This window comes from Aquipuribacter sp. SD81, from assembly GCF_037153975.1.
Lineage (GTDB): Bacteria > Actinomycetota > Actinomycetes > Actinomycetales > JBBAYJ01 > Aquipuribacter.
Genome location: NZ_JBBAYJ010000026.1, coordinates 1 through 18780, shown reverse-complemented (window position 1 = coordinate 18780; position 18780 = coordinate 1). Strand labels below are relative to the sequence as shown.

Below are 18780 nucleotides of genomic sequence, written 5' to 3'. Positions count from 1 at the left end.
GTCAGGCGGTGCCGGGGTGGGCCGAGCACCGCGGGCAGGTGCCGGTCACCTCGACGGTGTGCGCGGCGTCGGTGTACCCGTGCTCGGCGGCCAGCCGTGACGCCCAGCGCTCGACCGCGCTGGACTCGACCTCGACGGTCGCGCCGCACACGCGGCACACGAGGTGGTGGTGGTGCCCGGTGCTGCACAGCCGGTAGAGCGCCTCGCCGTCCTCGCCGCGGCGGACGTCGACGCGCTCGTCGTCGCTCAGCTGCTGCAGCGAGCGGTAGACGGTCGCGAGGCCGACGCGCTCGCCGCCCTCGCGCATCGTGGCGTGCAGGTCCTGGGCGCTCACGAACTCCTCGGTGGCCTGCAGCGCGGCGACGACGGCCGCACGCTGCCGCGTGTTGCGGCGGGCGGGGGAGGCGGCCGGGGCGGTCGTGCTGCTCACGGCGCCAAGCCTGGCACGCCGTCCGGGTGCGGCTCGACGGGCTCACCCTCGCTGTCCGCGCCCTCGCCGGAGTGCTGGCGGGCGTCGGCGACGATGTGGGCGACGTGGTCGTCGGTGAGGACGTAGGCGACCTCGCGGCCCCGCCGCGTGCGGGCGACGAGGTCGGCGTCGCGCAGGATCCGCAGGTGCTGCGACACGAGCGGCTGCGGCAGGCCGAGGGAGTCGACGAGCTCGTGCACGCACATCTCGCGGTCGGTGAGCAGGGTGACGAGCGCGACCCGCACCGGCGAGCTGAGGGTGCGGAACAGCTCGCTGACGGCCTCGTAGCGCTCGATGACGCCCTGGTGGCCCAGGGGCGCCTCCGGGTCGGCGGGGACCTCCGCGGTGGCCGTCGGGGTACCGGTGCCGTCGTCCATCGTCGTCCTCCGCGCTCAGTGCTCGTCGTAGCCGACGCCGTGGTGGGTGAGGCGTGGCGCGTGGCGGTGCCCGTCGTGCAGGTAGTCGACGTGGTCGCGGTGCGGAACCGCCTCGTGCTCGCATCCCGGCCCGCCGTGGACGTGCTCGTCGTGGTGCACGTGGTCGTCGTGGCCGGCACCGTCCCGGCCGTGCCGGGCCCGGTTCACCCGGGCCCGCACCGCCGCCGTGCCGGCCGTCACCAGGGCGACGACGGCGAAGGCGCCGACGGCGAGCAGCACGATGGTCCCGCCCGAGGGCGTGTCGGCGTAGAAGGACACCGCCGTGCCGGTGAGGGAGGCGAGCAGCCCGGTCGCGACCGCCACGACGACGGTCTGGGCGAAGCTGCGGGCGACGAGCTGGGCGAGCGCGACCGGCACGACCATGAGGGCGCTGATGAGCAGCAGCCCGACCACGCGCATGCTGAGCACGACCGTCGCCGCCACGAGGACCGCGAGCACGACGTTGACCGCGAGCACCGGCAGGCCCGACGCCCGCGCGAACTCCTCGTCGTCGCTGACGGCGTACAGCGTCCGGCCCAGCACGAGCACCGCGACGGCGACGACCGCCGCGAGCCCCGCGAACAGCGCGAGGTCCGCGGTCGTCGTCGTGGTGATGGACCCGAACAGGTAGGCGACGAGGTTCGCGGCGCTGCCGTCGGGGGACAGGCTCACGAGCACGACGCCCGCGGCGATGCCGGCGTAGAAGAGCATCGCGAGGGCGAGGTCGCCGCTCGTCCGCCCTGTCGCGCGGACGAGCTCGAGCGCGACGGCGGCGAGCACGGCCGCGACGAGCGCGACCCAGGTGGGTGAGCCCCCCGTCAGCAGGGCCACGGCGACCCCGGCGAGAGCGACGTGACCGATGCCGTCACCGATGAGGCTGAGGCGCCGCTGCACGACGAAGACGCCGACCGTGGGGGCGACGCCGCCCACGAGCACGGCGGCGACGAGCGCCCGGCGCATGAAGTCGTAGTCGAGGAGGCTCAGCACCTCACACCGCCGTCCGGTCGGGTCGCCGCAGCCGGACGTCCTCGACCACGCGGCCGCCGACGAGGGTGACGGCACGGTCCGGCACGTCCTGCAGCTCCGCGAGGTCGTGGGTGACGACGAGCAGCGCCCGCCCGCTCGCCTTGACACCGGCGAGCGTGGCGACGAGCTGCTCCGTGCTCGCCCGGTCCACGCCGACCGTCGGCTCGTCGAGCACGAGCAGGCAGGGGTCGGACACGAGCGCCCGCGCGATGAGCACCCGCCGCTGCTGGCCGCCGGACATCCGCGACAGCCGCTCGTGCGCGCGGTCGGCGAGCCCCACCTCGTCGAGCGCGCCGAGCACGCGAGCGCGGTCGCCGCGCCGCGGCGAACGCCAGAACCCGCGCGAGGCGAGGAGCCCGGAGGCGACGACCTCCGCCGCCGTGCTCGGCACGGCGCCGGAGACGCTGTGGCGCTGCGGCACGTAGCCGACGAGGCTCGCCGCGGCGGACGCGCCGTGCTCCACGTGCTCCCCGAGCACGTCGACGTGGCCCTCGAGCACGTCGGCGAGGCCGAGCACGCCCCGCACGAGCGTCGACTTGCCGGAGCCGTTGGCCCCGAGCAGGGCCACGGCCTCGCCGTCGGCGACCTCGAGGTCGGCGTCGCGGACGACGGGCCGACGGTCGTAGCCGACCGTCGCGTGCCGCACCGACAGCGCGGGGACGCTGCCGTCGCGCGCGACCCGGACGGCCGCCGACCGCGACGCGCTGGTCAGCGGCACGACTGGCCCGCGCGAACGGCCTCGGTGTTCGCCTCCATGACGCCAACGTAGTCCTGTGCCGCGGACTCCTCGGTGAGTCCCTCGACGGGGTCGAGGACCGCCGTCGTCACGCCCGCCTCCGCCGCGACGGTGTCGGCGACGCGCGAGGAGACCAGCGTCTCGGTGTAGACCGTCGAGACGCCGCTGTCCTCGACGAAGTCGGCGATCTCGCCGAGGGTGCGCGCGTCCGGCTCCTGGTCGGGCGTCAGGCCGTTGATGGGCCTGACCTCGAAGCCGTAGCGGTCGGCGAAGTACCCGAAGGCGTCGTGCGCGGTGACGAGCACCTCAACCTCGCAGTCCGCGAGGGCCGTGCGCATCCGCTCGTCCAGGCCGGCCAGCTCGTCCTGGAGGGCGGCGAGGTTGGTCGCGTACGTCTCCTCACCGGCCGGGTCGAGCTCGGTGAGCTCGGCCGCGACGAGGCCCGCCGCCTCGGCCACGTGCGTGGGGTCGGTCCAGAAGTGCGGGTCGGTGTCGCCGTGGTCGTGCTCGTCGGCGTGCTCGTCCTCGGCGTGCTCGTCCTCGGCGTGCTCGTCGGTGTGCTCGTCGTCGGTGTGCTCGTCGTCGGCGTGCTCGTGCTCCCCGGCGTCCTCCCCGTAGGGCCGGTCGGCGACCGGCGCGAGGTCGAGCGTCGGCACCCCGGCGCTGCCCGCCGCCTCGTCGACCGCCGGCTGGAAGCCGCCGAGCAGGACCAGCAGGTCCGTGTCCTGCAGCCCCGCCAGCGACTGCGGGCTCAGCTCGAGGTCGTGCGCCTCCACCCCGGGCGGGGTCAGCGCGGTGACCTCGACCCGGTCGCCGCCGACCTGCTCGGTGACGTACTGCAGCGGGTAGAACGCGGCCGTCACCGCGAGCGACGAGCCGGCCTCGCCGGCCGGTGCCGCAGTGGAGGTCGCCGCCCGGGAGGCCTCCTCCGCGGCGACCGCGTCGGCGACGTCGAGCGGCGCGGCGTCCTGGGTGCCGTCGTCGGCCCCGCCGCACGCGGCGAGGACGAGAGCGGACGCGGCGACGCCGCCGAGCAGGGTCACCGGACGGGAGAGGCGCATGCGTCCGATTGTGAGAATCGTTCGCCACGAGGACAACTGCGCGGGTGCGCATCGGACCACCTGTGCCCGCGCCCGGCGTAGCGTCGGGGCGTGCTCGCCGTCACCCGTTACCGCGTCCCGGACTCCGAGTCGCCGCAGTTCCTCGAGCGCGCCCGCACGGCCCTCGCCGTGCTCGCCGCCCGGCCCGGCCACGTGCACGGTGTCGTCGGGCGCTCCACCGACGAGCCCGACCTGTGGACCCTCACGACGTGGTGGGACTCGGTCGGCGCCTACCGGCGGGCGCTGGGCTCCTACGAGGTCAAGCTGCACGCGCACCCGCTCATGTACCTCGCCGTCGACGAGCCGTCGGCGTTCGAGCCGCTCGTGGAGTCCGGACCGGGCGGCGCGCTGCGGGAGCGGGGGAGCGACCGGGCCGCCGACGCCGACACCATCGGCCTGGGCGACGACAAGGTCTGAGCACCGGTCCTCGTGTGCGGCGGCCCGCACGCGACCCCCTAGCCTTGCCGTGCTCGCCGACACCCCAGCCGGACGGAGAACCGACATGGCAGCGAAGGCATCCAGCCGCATCGACGACGTCGTCAGCCTCAGCAAGCGCCGGGGGTTCGTCTACCCCAGCGGCGAGATCTACGGCGGCACCCGCTCCGCGTGGGACTACGGCCCCCTCGGCGTCGAGCTCAAGGAGAACGTGAAGCGCCAGTGGTGGCGCTACATGGTGACGAGCCGCGAGGACGTCGTCGGCCTCGACTCCTCCGTCATCCTGCCGCGCCAGGTGTGGGTCGCCTCCGGCCACGTCGGCGCCTTCACCGACCCGCTCACGGAGTGCCAGAGCTGCCACAAGCGCTTCCGCGCCGACCAGCTGCTGGAGGAGTTCGAGGAGAAGAAGGGCCGGGCGCCCGAGAACGGCCTCGCCGACATCGCGTGCGCCAACTGCGGCACCCGCGGGCAGTGGACGGAGCCGCGCGACTTCAACGGCCTGCTGCGGACCTACCTCGGCCCGGTCGAGGACGAGTCGGGGCTGCACTACCTGCGCCCCGAGACCGCGCAGGGCATCTTCGTCAACTTCGCCAACGTCATGGGCTCGGCGCGCAAGAAGCCGCCGTTCGGCATCGGCCAGGTCGGCAAGTCGTTCCGCAACGAGATCACCCCCGGCAACTTCATCTTCCGCACCCGCGAGTTCGAGCAGATGGAGATGGAGTTCTTCGTCGCCCCCGGCACCGACGAGGAGTGGCACCAGTACTGGATCGACCACCGGACCGACTGGTACGTCGACCTCGGCATCGACCGCGACAACCTCCGTCACTACGAGCACCCGAAGGAGAAGCTGTCGCACTACTCGAAGCGAACCGTCGACATCGAGTACCGCTTCGGCTTCAGCGGCAGCGAGTGGGGCGAGCTGGAGGGCGTCGCGAACCGCACCGACTTCGACCTGACGACGCACTCGCAGCACTCGGGCCAGGACCTGTCGTACTTCGACCAGACCACGAACGAGCGCTGGGTGCCGTACGTCATCGAGCCCGCAGCGGGTGTCGGCCGGCCGATGATGGCGTTCCTGCTCGAGGCGTACACCGTCGACGAGGCGCCGAACGCCAAGGGAGGCGTCGACCAGCGCGTCGTGCTCAGGCTCGACCGCCGGCTCGCGCCGGTCAAGGTCGCCGTCCTGCCGCTGTCGCGCAACGCAGACCTCTCGCCCAAGGCGAAGGACCTCGCGACCGCCCTGCGGAAGCACTGGAACGTCGAGTTCGACGACGCCGGGGCGATCGGGCGGCGCTACCGCCGCCAGGACGAGATCGGTACGCCGTTCTGCGTGACGGTCGACTTCGACACCCTCGAGGACCAGGCCGTCACCGTCCGCGAACGCGACACGATGACGCAGGAGCGCATCGGGCTCGACGCCATCGAGGGCTGGCTGGCCGCCCGGCTCGTCGGCTGCTGAGCTCCCGCGCACCGTCGGCCCCAGCAGTTCAGGGGCCCGGCGGCACCGGGGTGGGGTGCCGGGCGCTCACGACGAGGGCTGGGTGGGGGACCGCGACACGCCGACGGGCGGGTCGTGGACCCAGCACCGGTCGCCGGCCGACGACTGCTGGGTCCTGACGGCGACACGCCGCGCGCCGGCACCCCGGAGCCAGCTCTCGTCGTGAGCGGTCGCACCCCCCACCCCCTCCCAGGCGGGAGGGCGAGGGCAGGCGACGGTGGCCGCCGACCCGCGGGGGCCGTCAGCCGGTCCGCTGCCGCACGAGGGCGAGGGGTGCGGTGACGGGGGCCGCCGTGCGCGCCGCGAGCCAGCGCAGCACCTCGGCGTCGGTGCCGGGGCGGCGGTGCAGGAACCCCTGCACCGCGTCGACGCCGGCGCGGCGCAGCGCGTCCTGCTGCTCGGGGCGCTCGACGCCCTCCGCCACCGCGCGCAGGCCGAGTCGGTGCGCGAGGTCGACGATGGCGTCGACGACGGTGCTCCCGCGGGTGTCGTCCGGCAGCCCGGTGACGAACGAGCGGTCGATCTTCACGGTGTGCAGCGGGAGCGTCGTGAGCGTGGTGAGGGCCGAGTAGCCGGTGCCGAAGTCGTCGATCGCGACGCGGACCCCGAGGTCGACCAGGCTGTGCAGCCGGTCGGCGATCCCCGGGTCGTCGAGGACCATCGACTCGGTCACCTCCAGGCACAGCCGTCCCGGGACCATCCCGTGCCGCACGAGGCAGTCGGCCACGAGGTCGTAGAAGCCCGGGTGCGTGAGCTGGACGGCCGACACGTTGACGTGGACGGTGACCGACTCGTGCCCTGCGTCGTCGAGGGCACCCGCGAAGTCGCACGCGGCCTCCAGCACCGCCGCCCCGATCGCGACGACGGCCCCGCTGCGCTCGGCGGCGGCCACGAAGTGCCCGGGGGCGAGGAGGCCCCGCTCGGGGTGCTGCCACCGGACGAGCGCCTCCACGGCGGTGCAGCGTCCGTCCCGGGCGTCGAGGACCGGCTGGTAGTGCACGACCACCTGGCCGAGCGGTGCGGCCGCCGCGAGCTCGGCGTGGAACCGGGCCTCCGCGTCCGGGCGGAGCAGGTCGGTCCCGAACAGCTGGACCCGCCCCTTGCCCGCCGCCTTCGCGGCGTACATCGCGACGTCGGCGCGCTGGACGAGGCCGATCGCGTCGACGCCGTCGTCGGCCATGGCCACGCCGACGCTCGCGCCGAGCGACACCGAAGCCCCGCGCAGCCGGAAGCCCTGGCCCAGCGCCGCCACGACGTCGTGGGCGACCTCGAGGGCGGCCGCCTCGTCGACACCGGTGAGCAGGACGCCGAACTCGTCGCCGCCGAGGCGCGCGCACGCGTCGCCCGGTCGGACGGCACCCGCCAGGCGGGTCGCGACCTCGCGGAGCAGCTCGTCCCCGACGACGTGGCCGCGGCCGTCGTTGACGACCTTGAAGTCGTCGAGGTCGATGAACAGCAGCGCGGTACCCGGCTCGTCCTGCAGCGCCCGGGCCAGCGCGGCGGTGAAGGAGGTGCGGTTCGCGAGCGCCGTCAGCCCGTCGGTGGAGGCCTGCCGCGCGAGGTCGGCGTGGGCGTCGCCGGCCCGGCAGGCGAGGGCGACCTGCGACGTCATCGAGCGGAGCGCCACCAGCACGTCCTGCGGCACCTGGCCGGGGGCGCCGACGACGAGGTCGCCCTCCGGCTGGTCGGGCAGGGGCACCAGGGCCCACGCGCAACGGACGCCGGCGGCCTCGTCGAGCGCGGCGGCGAGGTCGGCGGGCACGTCCGTGACCCGCCGGGGCAGCGACACGGTGTCCGGCAGGTGCACGGGCTCGTGCCGCCAGCCCGCCGTCTGGCCGCGCACGTGCGGGTGGTCGTCGTCGTCCCGGGCGACCGCGAGCACGCGCAGGCCGGGTGAGGCGCGGCAGATCTCCTCGGTCGCGCGCCAGGCGTGGGCGTACACCACCTCGCGCTCGGTGACCCCCAGCAGGTTGCCGCCCAGCCGGGCGAGGGCCGCGTCCCGCCGCTGTGCCTGCTCGCGCGCGATGAGCTCCACGGCGAGGTAGCGCGCCACGCCGGCCGTGACGAGCATGACCGGCAGCGCGCCGAGGATCGGCTCGGCCGGGGTGGACCCCTCGTGACCGGGCACGGCGGACCACAGAGGGACGGCGGCCAGCAGCCCGCCGGCCAGCCCGCCGGCGTACACCACCATCTCGCGGGTGCTGCCGTGCACGCTGCGGAACCACAGCAGCGCGAAGGCGAAGCCGAAGCCGACCGCGGGCTGTGAGCAGGCGGCGGAGAAGGCCGCGACGCCGAGCGCCTCCGCCGCGTCGTGGCCCCACCACGGGCGTCGGCGCCGGTAGCGCAGCACGGAGGAGGTGGCGACGACCGCTGCGCCCGCCAGCGCGAGCACCACGCCGGCGCCGCTGCCGCCGACGAGGGGGGCCGGCAGGGTGAAGCCGAGGGAGACCAGCGCCGCGACGAGGAACAGGCGCCGGGTGCGGGCGAGCAGGCCGTCAGCCCGGTCGGCGACGGGGACGTCGGGGTCGACGGCTCCCGCGGGGTCGACGCCGTCGGCCACCACGTGCTGCGTCGCTCGCGGCATGTGCTGCTCCTCCGGCTGCTCGGCTCCGGCTCGCCCGGTCGGTGGGCGCTCGGCCCGACGCCTCCGGTCGGGGCGGGTCCGCCCGTCCCCTGATCGGCACGTCGGCGCCGGAACCTGAGCGCCGTCCCGCAGCACCCCGGAGGTGCCCCGAACCCTCAGGCGGCGCGAAGCCTCAGCACGGGCGCAGGGTGGCCGCTCGCGGTCGGCGCCGCACCGAGGTCGGGGTCGAGCACGACGAGGCCCGTGCCGTCCGGCAGGCCCCGCGCGACCTGGTGCGGCCGCAGGAAGCGGAACTCCGGGTCGTCGAGGGCGGCCGCCTCCGCCGCGACCTGGACCAGGTCCGCCTCACCCGGCTGCCGCGCGATCGAGGCGGACCGCACGCTGCCCTCCAGCGGCGGCCCCGGGGCCGGGGCGGGGGAGGAGGCGGCGAGGCGTGCCCCCGGGCTCAGCCACACGGTGCGGCCGGGCGTCACGAGGCCCGCGAGCACGCCGAGCAGCGGCAGCGCGTCGGCATCGCCGACCACCTCGCGGGAGCGGCCGGCGGCGAGGTCGGCCAGCACCGCGGCCCAGTCCTCCGGCACCGTCTCGGCACCGACGAGGTCGAGGGCCGCGGCCAGGGGCAGCGCGTGGTGGTGCCCGCGCCGCAGCGGCCAGCGGGGGAACGACGCGCGCGGCCACACGTACGGCAGGTCGTCGGGCACGTCGGGGAAGAACGGCCGGTAGTGCGCCGGGTCCTTGCGCACGAGCGCCGAGCGGTGGGACTGGTGCACGGCGTCGAGCCCGAGCCACGGCGGCACCTGCCCGTCGGCCACCAGCCGGTCGCGGTCCGGCTCGACCCCACCGGTGAACGACAGCACCGTCTCCTTCACCGCGTCCACGCGTCCCCGCGCCGCCCACTCGTCGCAGACGGCCGCCGAGTACGCCACGAGCGCGGGCACGAACCCGCGCCACATCCGCACCGCGGGGTGGTTGCGCCAGCCGTAGTCGACCCACGTGAGTGCGCGCAGCACCTGCAGGCACTCCACCCGCTGCTTGCCGAGCCGCTTGTCGTCGAGGACCGCGGCGCTCGCCCGGTCGTCGGGGTAGGGCAGGAAGGTCTGCACGCCGGGTCAGGAGGTGGGCGACGGCAGGTCGACCGTCACGCCCGTCAGCTCCTCCGAAGCCGTCCACAGGTCGCGCGCGACCTGCTGGTCGAGCGCGTTGGAGGGGACGGTGGCGTGCGCCACGCCGCGGCCACGGACCTCGCCGAGCCCCTTCGGCCCCCAGAACTCCCCACCCACCACGCCGGGTGCGGTCGCGGCGTGCAGCTGGGGCCGCGCCGCCTGCCGCGGTGAGGCCATGACGAGCTTGCTCAGACGCTCCAGGACCGACGGGACCCGCATCGTCGACATGAGGTTCGTGCCGCTCACCCCGGGGTGCGCGGCGACGCTCAGGGTGGCCGCGCCCGCGGCGCGCAGCCGCCGCTCCAGCTCGAAGGCGAACAGCAGGTTCGCGAGCTTGCTCGCGCCGTAGGCCTGCTGCCGGTCGTACGGGCGGCGCTCCCACTGCAGGTCCTGCAGGTCCATGTAGCCGCCGCGCGCCGCGAGGCTCGACACGCTCACCACGCGTGAGCCCGGCTGCTGCCGCAGCAGCGGCAGGAGCAGGCCCACGAGCGCGAAGTGCCCGAGGTGGTTGGTGCCGATCTGCAGCTCGAAGCCGTCCGCGGTCGTGCGGCGCTCCGGCGGCATCATGACGCCGGCGTTGGCGATGACGACGTCGAGGCCGTCGACGCGGCGGTGCACGTCCTCGGCGGCGTCGCGCACCGAGGCGAGGTCGGCGAGGTCGAGCGCGACGACCTGCGCCGTCGCGCCCGGCACCTCCTGCTGCACACGTGCGACGGCACGGGCCCCCTTGGCGGGGTCCCGGGCCGTCATGAGCACGCGCGCCCCGGCGCGCTCCAGCGCGACGGCGGACTCGAGACCGAGCCCGTCGCTCGCACCTGTCACCAGCACCGTGCGTCCGCGTAGGTCCATGACGGCACCCTCACACGCCCGGCGCGTCGGGGCGCGTCGGCCCCGCGCCACTAGGGTGACGGCCCGTGAGGATCACCGACAGCGTCGTCATGGTGAGCGGGGCCGCGTCCGGCCTCGGTCGTGCCACCGCCCAGCGTCTCGCCGCCGACGGCGCGACGGTCGTGCTCGTCGACCTGCCCGGCGAGCGGCTCGACGCCGCCGCGGCGGAGCTGGCCGGCGCCGGTCGCGTGCTCGCGGCGCCCGCCGACGTCACCGACGAGGAGCAGCTGGCGGCGGCCGTCGCCACCGCGACCGGGGCCGGCCCGCTGCGGGTGGCCGTCGCGTGCGCGGGCATCGCCCCGCCGACCAAGACGTACGGCAAGCGCGGCGTCGCCCCGCTCGCCGGCTTCCAGCAGGTCGTCGCCGTCAACCTCGTCGGCACGTTCAACCTGTTCCGCCTCGCCGCGGAGGCGATGGTCGGCAACGAGGAGGTCGACGGCGACAGGGGCGTGCTCATCGGCACCGCGAGCGTCGCGGCCTTCGACGGCCAGGTCGGCCAGGCCGCGTACTCCGCGTCCAAGGGCGGCGTCGCGGCCATGACGCTGCCGGTCGCGCGCGACCTCGCCGAGCACCACATCCGCGTCATGACCATCGCGCCGGGGATCATGGACACGCCCATGATGGCGGGCCTGCCCGAGAACGCGAGGGCCTCGCTCGCGCAGCAGGTCCCGCACCCGGCCCGGCTCGGCCGTCCCGAGGAGTACGCGATGCTCGCGGCGCACATCGTCGAGAACCCGCTGCTCAACGGGGAGGTCATCCGCCTCGACGGCGCCATCCGGATGGCCCCGCGCTGAGGCGGGCTCGTACAGCGGGGCACCCGCCCGCGGCACCTACCCTGGTCCGGTGACCGCGACGACCCTGCCGCCGCAGACCGGCGCGCCCGCGACCGCGGGCGACCGGGCGCTGCGTCTCGGCGACCGCGTGCTCGGCGCGCCCGTCGTGCTCGCGCCGATGGCGGGCATCACGAACGCGGCGTTCCGGCGGCTGTGCCGCGAGCTCGGCGGCGGCGCGGGGCTGTACGTGTCCGAGATGGTGACGAGCCGTGCGCTCGTGGAGCGCACCCCGGAGTCGCTGCGCCTCACCGAGCACCACCCGGACGAGCCGGTGAAGTCGGTCCAGCTGTACGCCACCGACCCCGCCACGGCCGCCCGGGCGGTCGACACGCTGCTCGAGCTCGACCGGGCCGAGCACGTCGACCTCAACTTCGGCTGCCCCGTCCCGAAGGTCACCCGCCGCGGCGGCGGTGCCGCGCTGCCGTGGAAGGCGGACCTGTTCCGGGCGGTCGTGCGGGCGGTCGTGCGCGCCGCCGAGCCCGCCGGCGTGCCCGTCACGGTGAAGATGCGGAAGGGCATCGACGCCGACCACCTCACGTACCTCGACGCCGGTCGTGCCGCCGTCGACGAGGGCGCCGCCTGGGTCGCCCTCCACGGGCGCACCGCCGCCCAGCTGTACGCGCCGTCGGCGGACTGGGACGCCATCGCCCGGCTGCGCGACGCTCTGCCCGCGGAGGTGCCCGTCCTCGGCAACGGCGACGTGTTCTCCGCCGAGGACGCCGTCGCGATGGTCGAGCGGACCGGCTGCGACGGGGTCGTCGTCGGGCGCGGCTGTCTCGGACGGCCGTGGCTGTTCGCCGACATCGCCGCCGCCCTCGCCGGCGACCCCGCCCGCACCCGCCCCGACCTGCGGACGGTGGTGGCGGCGTTCCGCCGCCACGCCGAGCTGCTCGCCGACAACATGGCCGACGAGGCGCGCGCGTGCCGCGACATCCGCAAGCACGTGTCCTGGTACCTCAAGGGGTACCCGGTGGGCCACGAGCTCCGGGTGCGGCTCGCGCTCGTCGACAGCCTCGCCGACATCGACGCCGTCACCGCCGAGATGCCGCTGGACGCGGCCTACCCGGGCGAGGCGGCCGAGGGCCAGCGCGGCCGTGCCGGCAGCCCGCGACCCGTCGCCCTGCCCGACGGCTGGCTGCGCAGCCGCAGCCTCGACGCGAGCGGCGCGGCGGAGGTGGCGGCCGCCGAGGCGTCGGTGTCGGGCGGATGAGCCGCACGGTCCCGGACACCCGGAGTACGGCAACACGGTCGCCGGCCTCCCGCCGGTGGGCCGACCGGCGCCGCGTCGCGGGTCGGCGCCTGCGCCGCCTCGTGGCGCTCGCGACCTCGCTCGCGCTGCTCGCCGTCCTGGTGGTGCCCGCGGTTGTCGCGGTCCGCGTCGTGCAGGTCGCCGGGCGCGACGAGCGGCCGCAGGCCGACGCGGTCGTCGTGCTCGGCGCCGCGCAGCTGGACGGCGAGCCCGCCGCCGTGCTCGAGTCGCGCCTGCAGCACGCGCTCGACCTGTACGAGGCCGGCGTCGCGCCGGTCGTCGTCACGACCGGCGGGAACCAGGAGGGCGACCGCTTCACCGAGGCCGGCGCCGGCGAGGCCTGGCTCGTGGACCGCGGCGTGCCCGCCGAGGCGGTCGTCGCGGTCACCGAGGGCGGCAACACCTACGACAGCCTGCTGCCCGTGTCCCGGCTCGCGGCCGACCGCGGCTGGGAGGGTGTCGTCGTCGTGAGCGACCCGTGGCACGTCTACCGGGTCCGTGTCATGGCCGACACCCTCGGGCTCCCGGTCGCCGGGGCGAGCCCGGTGCGGGACGGACCGAGCACCGAGGTCGCGACCCGCGTCGCCAGCTACGTGGCGCGGGAGACGGTCGCGGTGCTCGCCCACCAGGGCGCGGTCGCCCTCGACCGTGCGCTCGCCCTCGTCAGGGGCGTGACCGGGTGACGAGCACCGACGCCCCGCCAGCGGCGGGCCACGGCGGGCCCGCGCCGTCCGACGGGTACGGACCGGACGACAGCGAGCGGTGGGTGCCGGAGGCCCCGAAACGCTCGAGGCGCACGGCCTTCGCCCGGGACCGTGCCCGGCTGCTGCACTCCTCCGCGCTGCGGCGGCTCGCGGCGAAGACGCAGGTCCTCGGTCCCGACAGCGACGACTTCGTGCGCAACCGCCTCACCCACAGCCTCGAGGTCGCCCAGGTGGGCCGTGAGCTCGGCGGCGGGCTCGGGTGCGACCCCGACGTCGTCGACACCGCGTGCCTCGCCCACGACCTCGGGCACCCGCCGTTCGGCCACAACGGCGAGGCCCTGCTCGACGAGGTGGCCGCGGCCGCGGGCGGGTTCGAGGGCAACGCCCAGACGTTGCGGGTGCTCACGCGGCTGGAGCCGAAGGTCGTGCGCGGGGACGGGCGCAGCGTCGGGCTCAACCTCACCCGCGCGAGCCTCGACGCCGCGACCAAGTACCCGTGGCGGCGCGGCGACGCCCCGGCGTGGGTGTCGCCCGGCAAGTTCGGCGTCTACGCCGACGACCTCGACGTGTTCGCGTGGCTGCGGGCGGGGGCCCGAGCCGGCCGGCGCAGCGTCGAGGCGCAGGTGATGGACCTCGCCGACGACGTCGCCTACAGCGTCCACGACGTCGAGGACGGCGTCGTCGCGGGCATGCTCGACCTCGGTGCGCTCGCCGACCCCGGCACCCGCCGTGCGGTGGCCGAGACCGCACGGCGCTGGTACGACGCCGACCTCGCCGATGACGTCGTGCCCGACGCGCTGGACCGGCTCCGCGCCCTGCCGCAGTGGGTCGGCGACCACGACGGCTCCCGGCGCGCCCTCGCCGCGCTCAAGGACCTCACGAGCACCCTCGTCGGGCGCTTCGTGGCCGCGGTCGACGGCGCCACCCAGGCGGTCCACGGCCCCGGTCCGCTCGCCCGGCACCGGGCCGACCTCGTCGTGCCCGAGGCGACCCGCGCGGAGATCCTGTCGCTCAAGGCCGTCGCCGCGCACTTCGTCATGAGCGCCGACGAGCAGGCGCCGCTCTACGCCCGCCAGCGCGAGCTCCTCGCCGAGCTGGTCGCGGCGCTCGTGGCGGACCCCTCCCGGCTGCAGGCGGCCTACGCCGCCGACCTCGCCGACGCGCCGGACGACGCCGCGGCGCTGCGGGTCGTCGTCGACCAGGTCGCGGCGCTCACCGACACCAGCGCCGTCGCCTGGCACCGGGCGCTCGTCCGCTCGCCGCGTTAGGCCGCCTGCCCGGCGCGGGTGCGGAGCGGGCCGCGGCGTGCTCTGCTCCCGTCATGAGCGAGCAGCGCACCCGTCACGTGGTCGTGGGCGGCGGTCTGGCCGGGGCGGGTGCCGCGGCCGCGATCCGGGAGGCCGACGCCGACGCGTCCGTCACCGTCCTGGGTGAGGAGCGGCACGAGCCGTACGAGCGGCCGGGGCTGAGCAAGGACTACCTGCAGGGGCAGTCCGGGGCCGACGGCCTCCTCGTCCACGACCGCGGCTGGTACGCGGAGCACGACGTCGACCTGCGGACCGGCACGCGGGTCCGCGAGGTCGACCGCGACGCCGCGGAGGTCGTCCTCGACGACGGCGAGCGGCTCGGCTACGACCGGCTCCTGCTCGCGACCGGGTCCGCGCCGCGCCCGCTGCCCGTCGACGGTGCCGACCTCGACGGCGTCCTCACCCTGCGCACGCGCGAGGACTCCGACGCCGTCCGCGCGGCCATCGACGCCGGCGGCCCGCTCGTCGTCGTCGGTGCCGGCTGGATCGGGCTGGAGGTCGCGAGCGCCGCCCGGAGGGCCGGTGTCGAGGTGACCGTCGTCCACAACGCGAAGGTGCCGCTGGAGCGCGTCCTCGGCGAGGTCGTCGGGCACCGCTTCGCCGACCTCGCGACCGCTGCCGGGGTGCGGCTCGTCGACGGCACGCAGGTCGCCCGGCTGCACGGCGACGGCACGGTCGGCGAGGTCGAGCTCGCCGACGGCACGCGGCTGCCCGCCGCCACGGTCGTCGTGGGGGTAGGCATCACGCCGCGCACCGAGCTCGCCGAGGCGGCCGGCCTCGCGGTCGACGACGGTGTCCTCGTCGACGCCGCGTTCCGCACCGAGGACCCGCGCGTCTTCGCCGTGGGCGACGTCGCCCGCGCCCACAACACGTGGGTCGGCGAGCAGGTCCGCCTCGAGCACTACGCCGCCGCGAGCGACGGCGGGCCGCTGGCCGGCCGGTCGATGGCCGGGGCGCTGCGCGAGGGCGAGGGGTGGGACTCCGCACCGTTCTTCTGGAGCGACCAGTTCGGCGCGGGGCTGGAGTACCGGGGCCTCGCCGACCCGACGCGGCACCACGTCGTGGTCCGGGCCGCCGCACCGGCCTCGGACGTCGGCACCCCGTGGTTCGCGTTCTGGCACGAGGCGGGCCGGCTGGTGGCCGGGCTGCACGTGGACGGCTGGGACGACGCCGACACCGTCAAGGACCTCGTGACGGGCCGCGCCGAGGTCGACGTCGCACGCCTCGCCGATCCCCAGGTCCCCCTCGGCGACGTCAGGGTGTGAGCAGCCGACCTAGACTCGGACGGTGGCCGGGCGGATCAGGGACGAGGACGTCGCCGCGGTCAAGGAGCGCACCCGCATCGACGAGCTCGTCGGCGACCACGTCGCCCTGCGGCGCGCCGGGTCGGGGTCGCTGAAGGGCCTCTGCCCGTTCCACGACGAGAAGACGCCGTCGTTCCAGGTGCGCCCCCAGCTGGGGGTGTGGCACTGCTTCGGCTGCGACGAGGGCGGCGACGCCATCGCCTTCGTCATGCGGATCGACCACCTCGGCTTCACCGACGCCGTCGAGCGCCTCGCCGCCCGCGCGGGCGTGCAGCTGCGCTACGAGGAGACCCCCGGCGGTCGCCCCGCGGGGCCGCGGGCGCCGATCGGGCAGCGCCAGCGCCTCGTCGAGGCCAACGCCGCCGCGAGCGCCTGGTACGCCCAGCAGCTGATGGGCACCGAGGCGGCGCCCGCGCGCACCCTGCTCGCCGAGCGCGGCTTCGACCGGGCCGCCGCCGTGCACTTCGGCGTCGGCTACGCCCCGCGGGCGGGGGAGGAGCTCGTCCGGCACCTGCGGGGGCGCGGCTTCACCGACGACGAGCTCGTGACCGCCGGGCTCGCCGGGCGCAACCAGTCCGGCCGGCTCTACGACCGCTTCCGCGGCCGCCTGCTGTGGCCGATCCGTGACGTGACCGGGGACACGCTGGGCTTCGGCGCCCGACGGCTGTACGACGACGACCGCATCGAGGCGAAGTACCTCAACACCCCCGAGACGCCGCTGTACAAGAAGTCGACCGTCCTCTACGGGGTCGACCTCGCCAAGCGCGACATCGCCCGCGAGCGGCGCCTCGTGGTGGTCGAGGGGTACACCGACGTCATGGCCGCCCACCTCGCGGGCGTCACGACGGCGGTCGCCACGTGCGGCACCGCGTTCGGCGACGACCACGCCCGCCTCGCGCGCCGGCTCATCGGCGACGTGACCGCCACGGGCGAGGTCGTCTTCACCTTCGACGGCGACGCGGCCGGGCAGAAGGCGGCGATGCGCGCGTTCGCCAGCGACCAGCAGTTCGTCGCGCGGACCTTCGTGGCGGTCGAGCCCAGCGGCAAGGACCCGTGCGACCTGCGGCAGAGCGAGGGCGACGCGGCGGTGCGGGCGCTCGTGGAGCGGCGCATCCCCATGTTCGAGTTCGTCATCCGCTCGACCTTCGGCGACGTCGACCTCGACACCGAGGAGGGGCGCCTGCGGGGCCTCGACGCGGCCGCGCCCATCGTCGCGGCGATCAAGGACCGCGAGCTGCGTCACCGCTACGCGGTCAGCCTGGACCGCTGGCTCGGTTTCCTCGACGAGCGCTTCGTCGTGCAGCGGGTGGCGCGCGCCGCGCGCGGCGGACCCGCCGAGGCACCGCGGCCCGCGGCGCGCTCCGACGCCGACGACCCCGTCGCCATGACCGAGAGGTTCGCGCTCGCCTGCGCCCTGCAGGTGCCCGACCACGTGGGGGCGCTGGTCGACGCGCTCGGCGAGGAGGCGTTCACCGTGCCGGCGCACCGGGTCGTCCACGAGACGCTGCTCGCGGTCGGTGGGGCCACCGGCCGCACCGGCGCGGAGGTGCTGGAGGCCGTCCGCTCGGTCGCGCCGTCGACCGTGCAGCCGCTGCTCACCCGGCTCGCGGTCATGGACCTGCCGGCGGGGGAGAAGGAGCTGCCGCGCTTCGCGACCTCGGCCGTGGCGAAGGTCGCCGAGATCGAGGCCAACCGGGTCGTCATGGACGCGCTGCGCCGGCTCAACCGCCTCGACCGGGCGCACGACGCCGAGGCGTACGAGCAGGCGCAGAAGGAGCTGCTGGAGGCGCAGGCACGGCAGCGCTCGCTGCGCGAGCGGGCGCTCGGTGGTGTGCCGTGAGGTGGGGCCGGCGCCGGCCGCGGCTGCCGGCTGCGGTCGTCACCGCGGCGTCGCTGGTGCCGGGGGAGCGGGTGCTCGCCGTCGCGGCCGTCGAGGGCGGGTGGACCTTCGCCACCACCCACGCCCTCCACGTCGTCACGACGCTCGGCGAGGAGGGCGAGCCGGACACGGCCCGCTCCGTGCGCTGGGTCGACGTGCGCACCGCGACGACGGTGCCGGAGGAGCGGGTCCTCGACGTGCGTCTGGTCGACGGGGCGCGCTGGGCCGTGCCGGTGGGGACCGCGCCCCGGCGGCTGCCGGAGACCGTGCGGGAGCGCGTGCAGAACAGCGTCGTGCAGACGTACCCGGTCGAGGTGCGTCGCGGCCGGCACGTGCACGTGGCCGCCCGGCGGACGCCGGAGGAGCAGGTGCACGTGCAGGTCATGGCCGACGCCGGCGTCGACCTGTCGGACCCGGAGGTCGCGGCGCTCGTGGCCGAGACGCGGGAGCGGCTGGAGCGCGAGCTGGGGCTGCGCGGCTGACACCCGCGGACGGGTGCCTCGCCCCGCGGGGCGGCGGGGACGGGCCGGCGCGGGTGCTAACCTCGTCGGCGTCGGGTTGCCGACGGGGGTACTCCTCCGCGCGCCCCGGTCCCGCATAGCTCAATTGGCAGAGCAGCCGGCTGTTAACCGGCAGGTTGTTGGTTCGAGTCCAACTGCGGGAGCGCCTCGGGCGCCCGGGCCGTCAGGCGGTGCGGGTCGTCTCGCCGGCGAGCGCACCGACCACGTCGACGCACTGCGGGACGCCGGTCTCGTGCGCGCGCAGGCGGTGGAAGCACGAGGGGCAGGGCTGCTCGAACCACTGCGTCGGCCGTGGCCAGCCCAGCCGCTGGGCCGCGTGCTCGTCCGGCGAGCAGTAGCGGCAGTCCGGGCACTCCGTCACGCTCACGACGCTACTGCTGCGGACCCCCACCGTCGAGGACCGGACGCAGGATGTGGACATCGGAGTGTCGCGGGACCGTCGCGCTGCGTGACGGTGCTGGGCGGCGGCCTCTCGGCGGTCTCGCGCGGTAGCGTGACCGGGCCGTCGGGGCGCCGGCGCGCGGGGCAGTAGCTCAGTCGGTCAGAGCAGCGGACTCATAATCCGTCGGTCGTGGGTTCAAGCCCCACCTGCCCTACAGGGCGGTTGTGCACCTTCGCCTCATCCTTGACGTTTCGTCGTCGGGTGATGGTTGACGGTGTTTCGGCTG

General features: G+C 75.8%; 18 protein-coding genes and 2 tRNA genes. 11 read left to right on the top strand and 9 right to left on the bottom strand.

Annotation, left to right across the window (positions count from 1 at the left end):
• Position 1 precedes the first annotated feature (1 nt).
• Genes WAA21_RS14810 through WAA21_RS14790 form a run of 5 tightly spaced genes read right to left on the bottom strand, consistent with a single transcriptional unit; the run spans position 2 to position 3708 of the window.
• Complete coding sequence (locus WAA21_RS14810) at positions 2 to 430, bottom strand: Fur family transcriptional regulator (RefSeq protein WP_336923601.1); 429 nt, start codon at positions 428 to 430, stop codon at positions 2 to 4.
• Positions 427 to 846 carry an ArsR/SmtB family transcription factor gene (locus tag WAA21_RS14805; protein ID WP_336923600.1) on the bottom strand — a complete coding sequence of 140 codons (420 nt, stop codon included), beginning with the start codon at positions 844 to 846 and terminating at the stop codon, positions 427 to 429. Before WAA21_RS14805 ends, WAA21_RS14810 begins: the two co-directional genes overlap by 4 nt.
• A gap of 15 nt (positions 847 to 861) precedes the next feature.
• Complete coding sequence (locus WAA21_RS14800; RefSeq protein WP_336923599.1) at positions 862 to 1872, bottom strand: metal ABC transporter permease; 1011 nt, start codon at positions 1870 to 1872, stop codon at positions 862 to 864.
• Between the two features lies 1 nt (position 1873).
• A complete protein-coding gene (locus tag WAA21_RS14795) occupies positions 1874 to 2629 on the bottom strand; it encodes a metal ABC transporter ATP-binding protein (protein WP_336923598.1) in 756 nt (251 codons plus the stop codon).
• Complete coding sequence (locus WAA21_RS14790; RefSeq protein ID WP_336923597.1) at positions 2620 to 3708, bottom strand: metal ABC transporter substrate-binding protein; 1089 nt, start codon at positions 3706 to 3708, stop codon at positions 2620 to 2622. Before WAA21_RS14790 ends, WAA21_RS14795 begins: the two co-directional genes overlap by 10 nt.
• Before the next feature lie 90 nt (positions 3709 to 3798).
• Here WAA21_RS14790 and WAA21_RS14785 point away from each other — a divergent pair, with 90 nt between their 5' ends.
• Positions 3799 to 4164, top strand: coding sequence for an antibiotic biosynthesis monooxygenase family protein (locus WAA21_RS14785; protein WP_336923596.1), 366 nt, complete (start codon positions 3799 to 3801; stop codon positions 4162 to 4164).
• A gap of 85 nt (positions 4165 to 4249) precedes the next feature.
• Entirely contained in the window at positions 4250 to 5641 is a 1392-nt protein-coding gene (locus WAA21_RS14780; RefSeq protein ID WP_336923595.1) for a glycine--tRNA ligase, read from the top strand.
• 280 nt (positions 5642 to 5921) lie between these two features.
• On the opposite strand, the gene WAA21_RS14775 is transcribed toward WAA21_RS14780, so the two are convergent.
• From WAA21_RS14775 to WAA21_RS14765, 3 genes are all read right to left on the bottom strand, one after another.
• Positions 5922 to 8264, bottom strand: coding sequence for a putative bifunctional diguanylate cyclase/phosphodiesterase (locus WAA21_RS14775; RefSeq protein ID WP_336923594.1), 2343 nt, complete (start codon positions 8262 to 8264; stop codon positions 5922 to 5924).
• Positions 8265 to 8419: 155 nt separating this feature from the next.
• Complete coding sequence (locus tag WAA21_RS14770; protein WP_336923593.1) at positions 8420 to 9367, bottom strand: MSMEG_6728 family protein; 948 nt, start codon at positions 9365 to 9367, stop codon at positions 8420 to 8422.
• Positions 9368 to 9373: 6 nt separating this feature from the next.
• Positions 9374 to 10327 carry an oxidoreductase gene (locus tag WAA21_RS14765; RefSeq protein ID WP_336923592.1) on the bottom strand — a complete coding sequence of 318 codons (954 nt, stop codon included), beginning with the start codon at positions 10325 to 10327 and terminating at the stop codon, positions 9374 to 9376.
• Positions 10328 to 10341: 14 nt separating this feature from the next.
• Between WAA21_RS14765 and WAA21_RS14760 the strand changes: the two genes are divergently transcribed.
• The 8 genes from WAA21_RS14760 to WAA21_RS14725 all read left to right on the top strand — a co-directional run bounded on the left by WAA21_RS14760 (position 10342) and on the right by WAA21_RS14725 (position 18255).
• Positions 10342 to 11109: an SDR family NAD(P)-dependent oxidoreductase gene (locus WAA21_RS14760; RefSeq protein WP_336923591.1), complete on the top strand. Its 768-nt coding sequence runs from the start codon at positions 10342 to 10344 to the stop codon at positions 11107 to 11109.
• A 49-nt stretch (positions 11110 to 11158) separates the two neighbouring features.
• The gene (gene dusB, locus WAA21_RS14755; RefSeq protein ID WP_442893296.1) at positions 11159 to 12358 is read left to right on the top strand and encodes a tRNA dihydrouridine synthase DusB; all 1200 of its coding nucleotides are present in this window, start codon (positions 11159 to 11161) and stop codon (positions 12356 to 12358) included.
• Between the two features lie 101 nt (positions 12359 to 12459).
• A complete protein-coding gene (locus WAA21_RS14750) occupies positions 12460 to 13080 on the top strand; it encodes a YdcF family protein (RefSeq protein WP_336923590.1) in 621 nt (206 codons plus the stop codon).
• On the top strand, positions 13077 to 14369 hold the full coding sequence (locus WAA21_RS14745) for a deoxyguanosinetriphosphate triphosphohydrolase (RefSeq protein ID WP_336923589.1): 1293 nt from the start codon (positions 13077 to 13079) through the stop codon (positions 14367 to 14369). The genes WAA21_RS14750 and WAA21_RS14745 overlap by 4 nt, the downstream gene beginning before the upstream one ends.
• A 53-nt stretch (positions 14370 to 14422) precedes the next feature.
• A complete protein-coding gene (locus WAA21_RS14740) occupies positions 14423 to 15673 on the top strand; it encodes an NAD(P)/FAD-dependent oxidoreductase (protein WP_336923588.1) in 1251 nt (416 codons plus the stop codon).
• Positions 15674 to 15695: 22 nt separating this feature from the next.
• Entirely contained in the window at positions 15696 to 17552 is a 1857-nt protein-coding gene (gene dnaG / locus WAA21_RS14735) for a DNA primase (RefSeq protein ID WP_336923587.1), read from the top strand.
• Positions 17549 to 18073 carry a hypothetical protein gene (locus WAA21_RS14730; RefSeq protein ID WP_336923586.1) on the top strand — a complete coding sequence of 175 codons (525 nt, stop codon included), beginning with the start codon at positions 17549 to 17551 and terminating at the stop codon, positions 18071 to 18073. Before dnaG ends, WAA21_RS14730 begins: the two co-directional genes overlap by 4 nt.
• A gap of 109 nt (positions 18074 to 18182) precedes the next feature.
• A tRNA-Asn gene (locus tag WAA21_RS14725) sits at positions 18183 to 18255 on the top strand.
• A 20-nt stretch (positions 18256 to 18275) separates the two neighbouring features.
• Here the strand turns inward: WAA21_RS14725 and WAA21_RS14720 are convergent.
• Positions 18276 to 18473 carry a hypothetical protein gene (locus WAA21_RS14720; RefSeq protein ID WP_336923585.1) on the bottom strand — a complete coding sequence of 66 codons (198 nt, stop codon included), beginning with the start codon at positions 18471 to 18473 and terminating at the stop codon, positions 18276 to 18278.
• A 161-nt stretch (positions 18474 to 18634) separates the two neighbouring features.
• Between WAA21_RS14720 and WAA21_RS14715 the strand changes: the two genes are divergently transcribed.
• Positions 18635 to 18708, top strand: a tRNA-Ile gene (locus WAA21_RS14715).
• Positions 18709 to 18780: the final 72 nt, after the last annotated feature.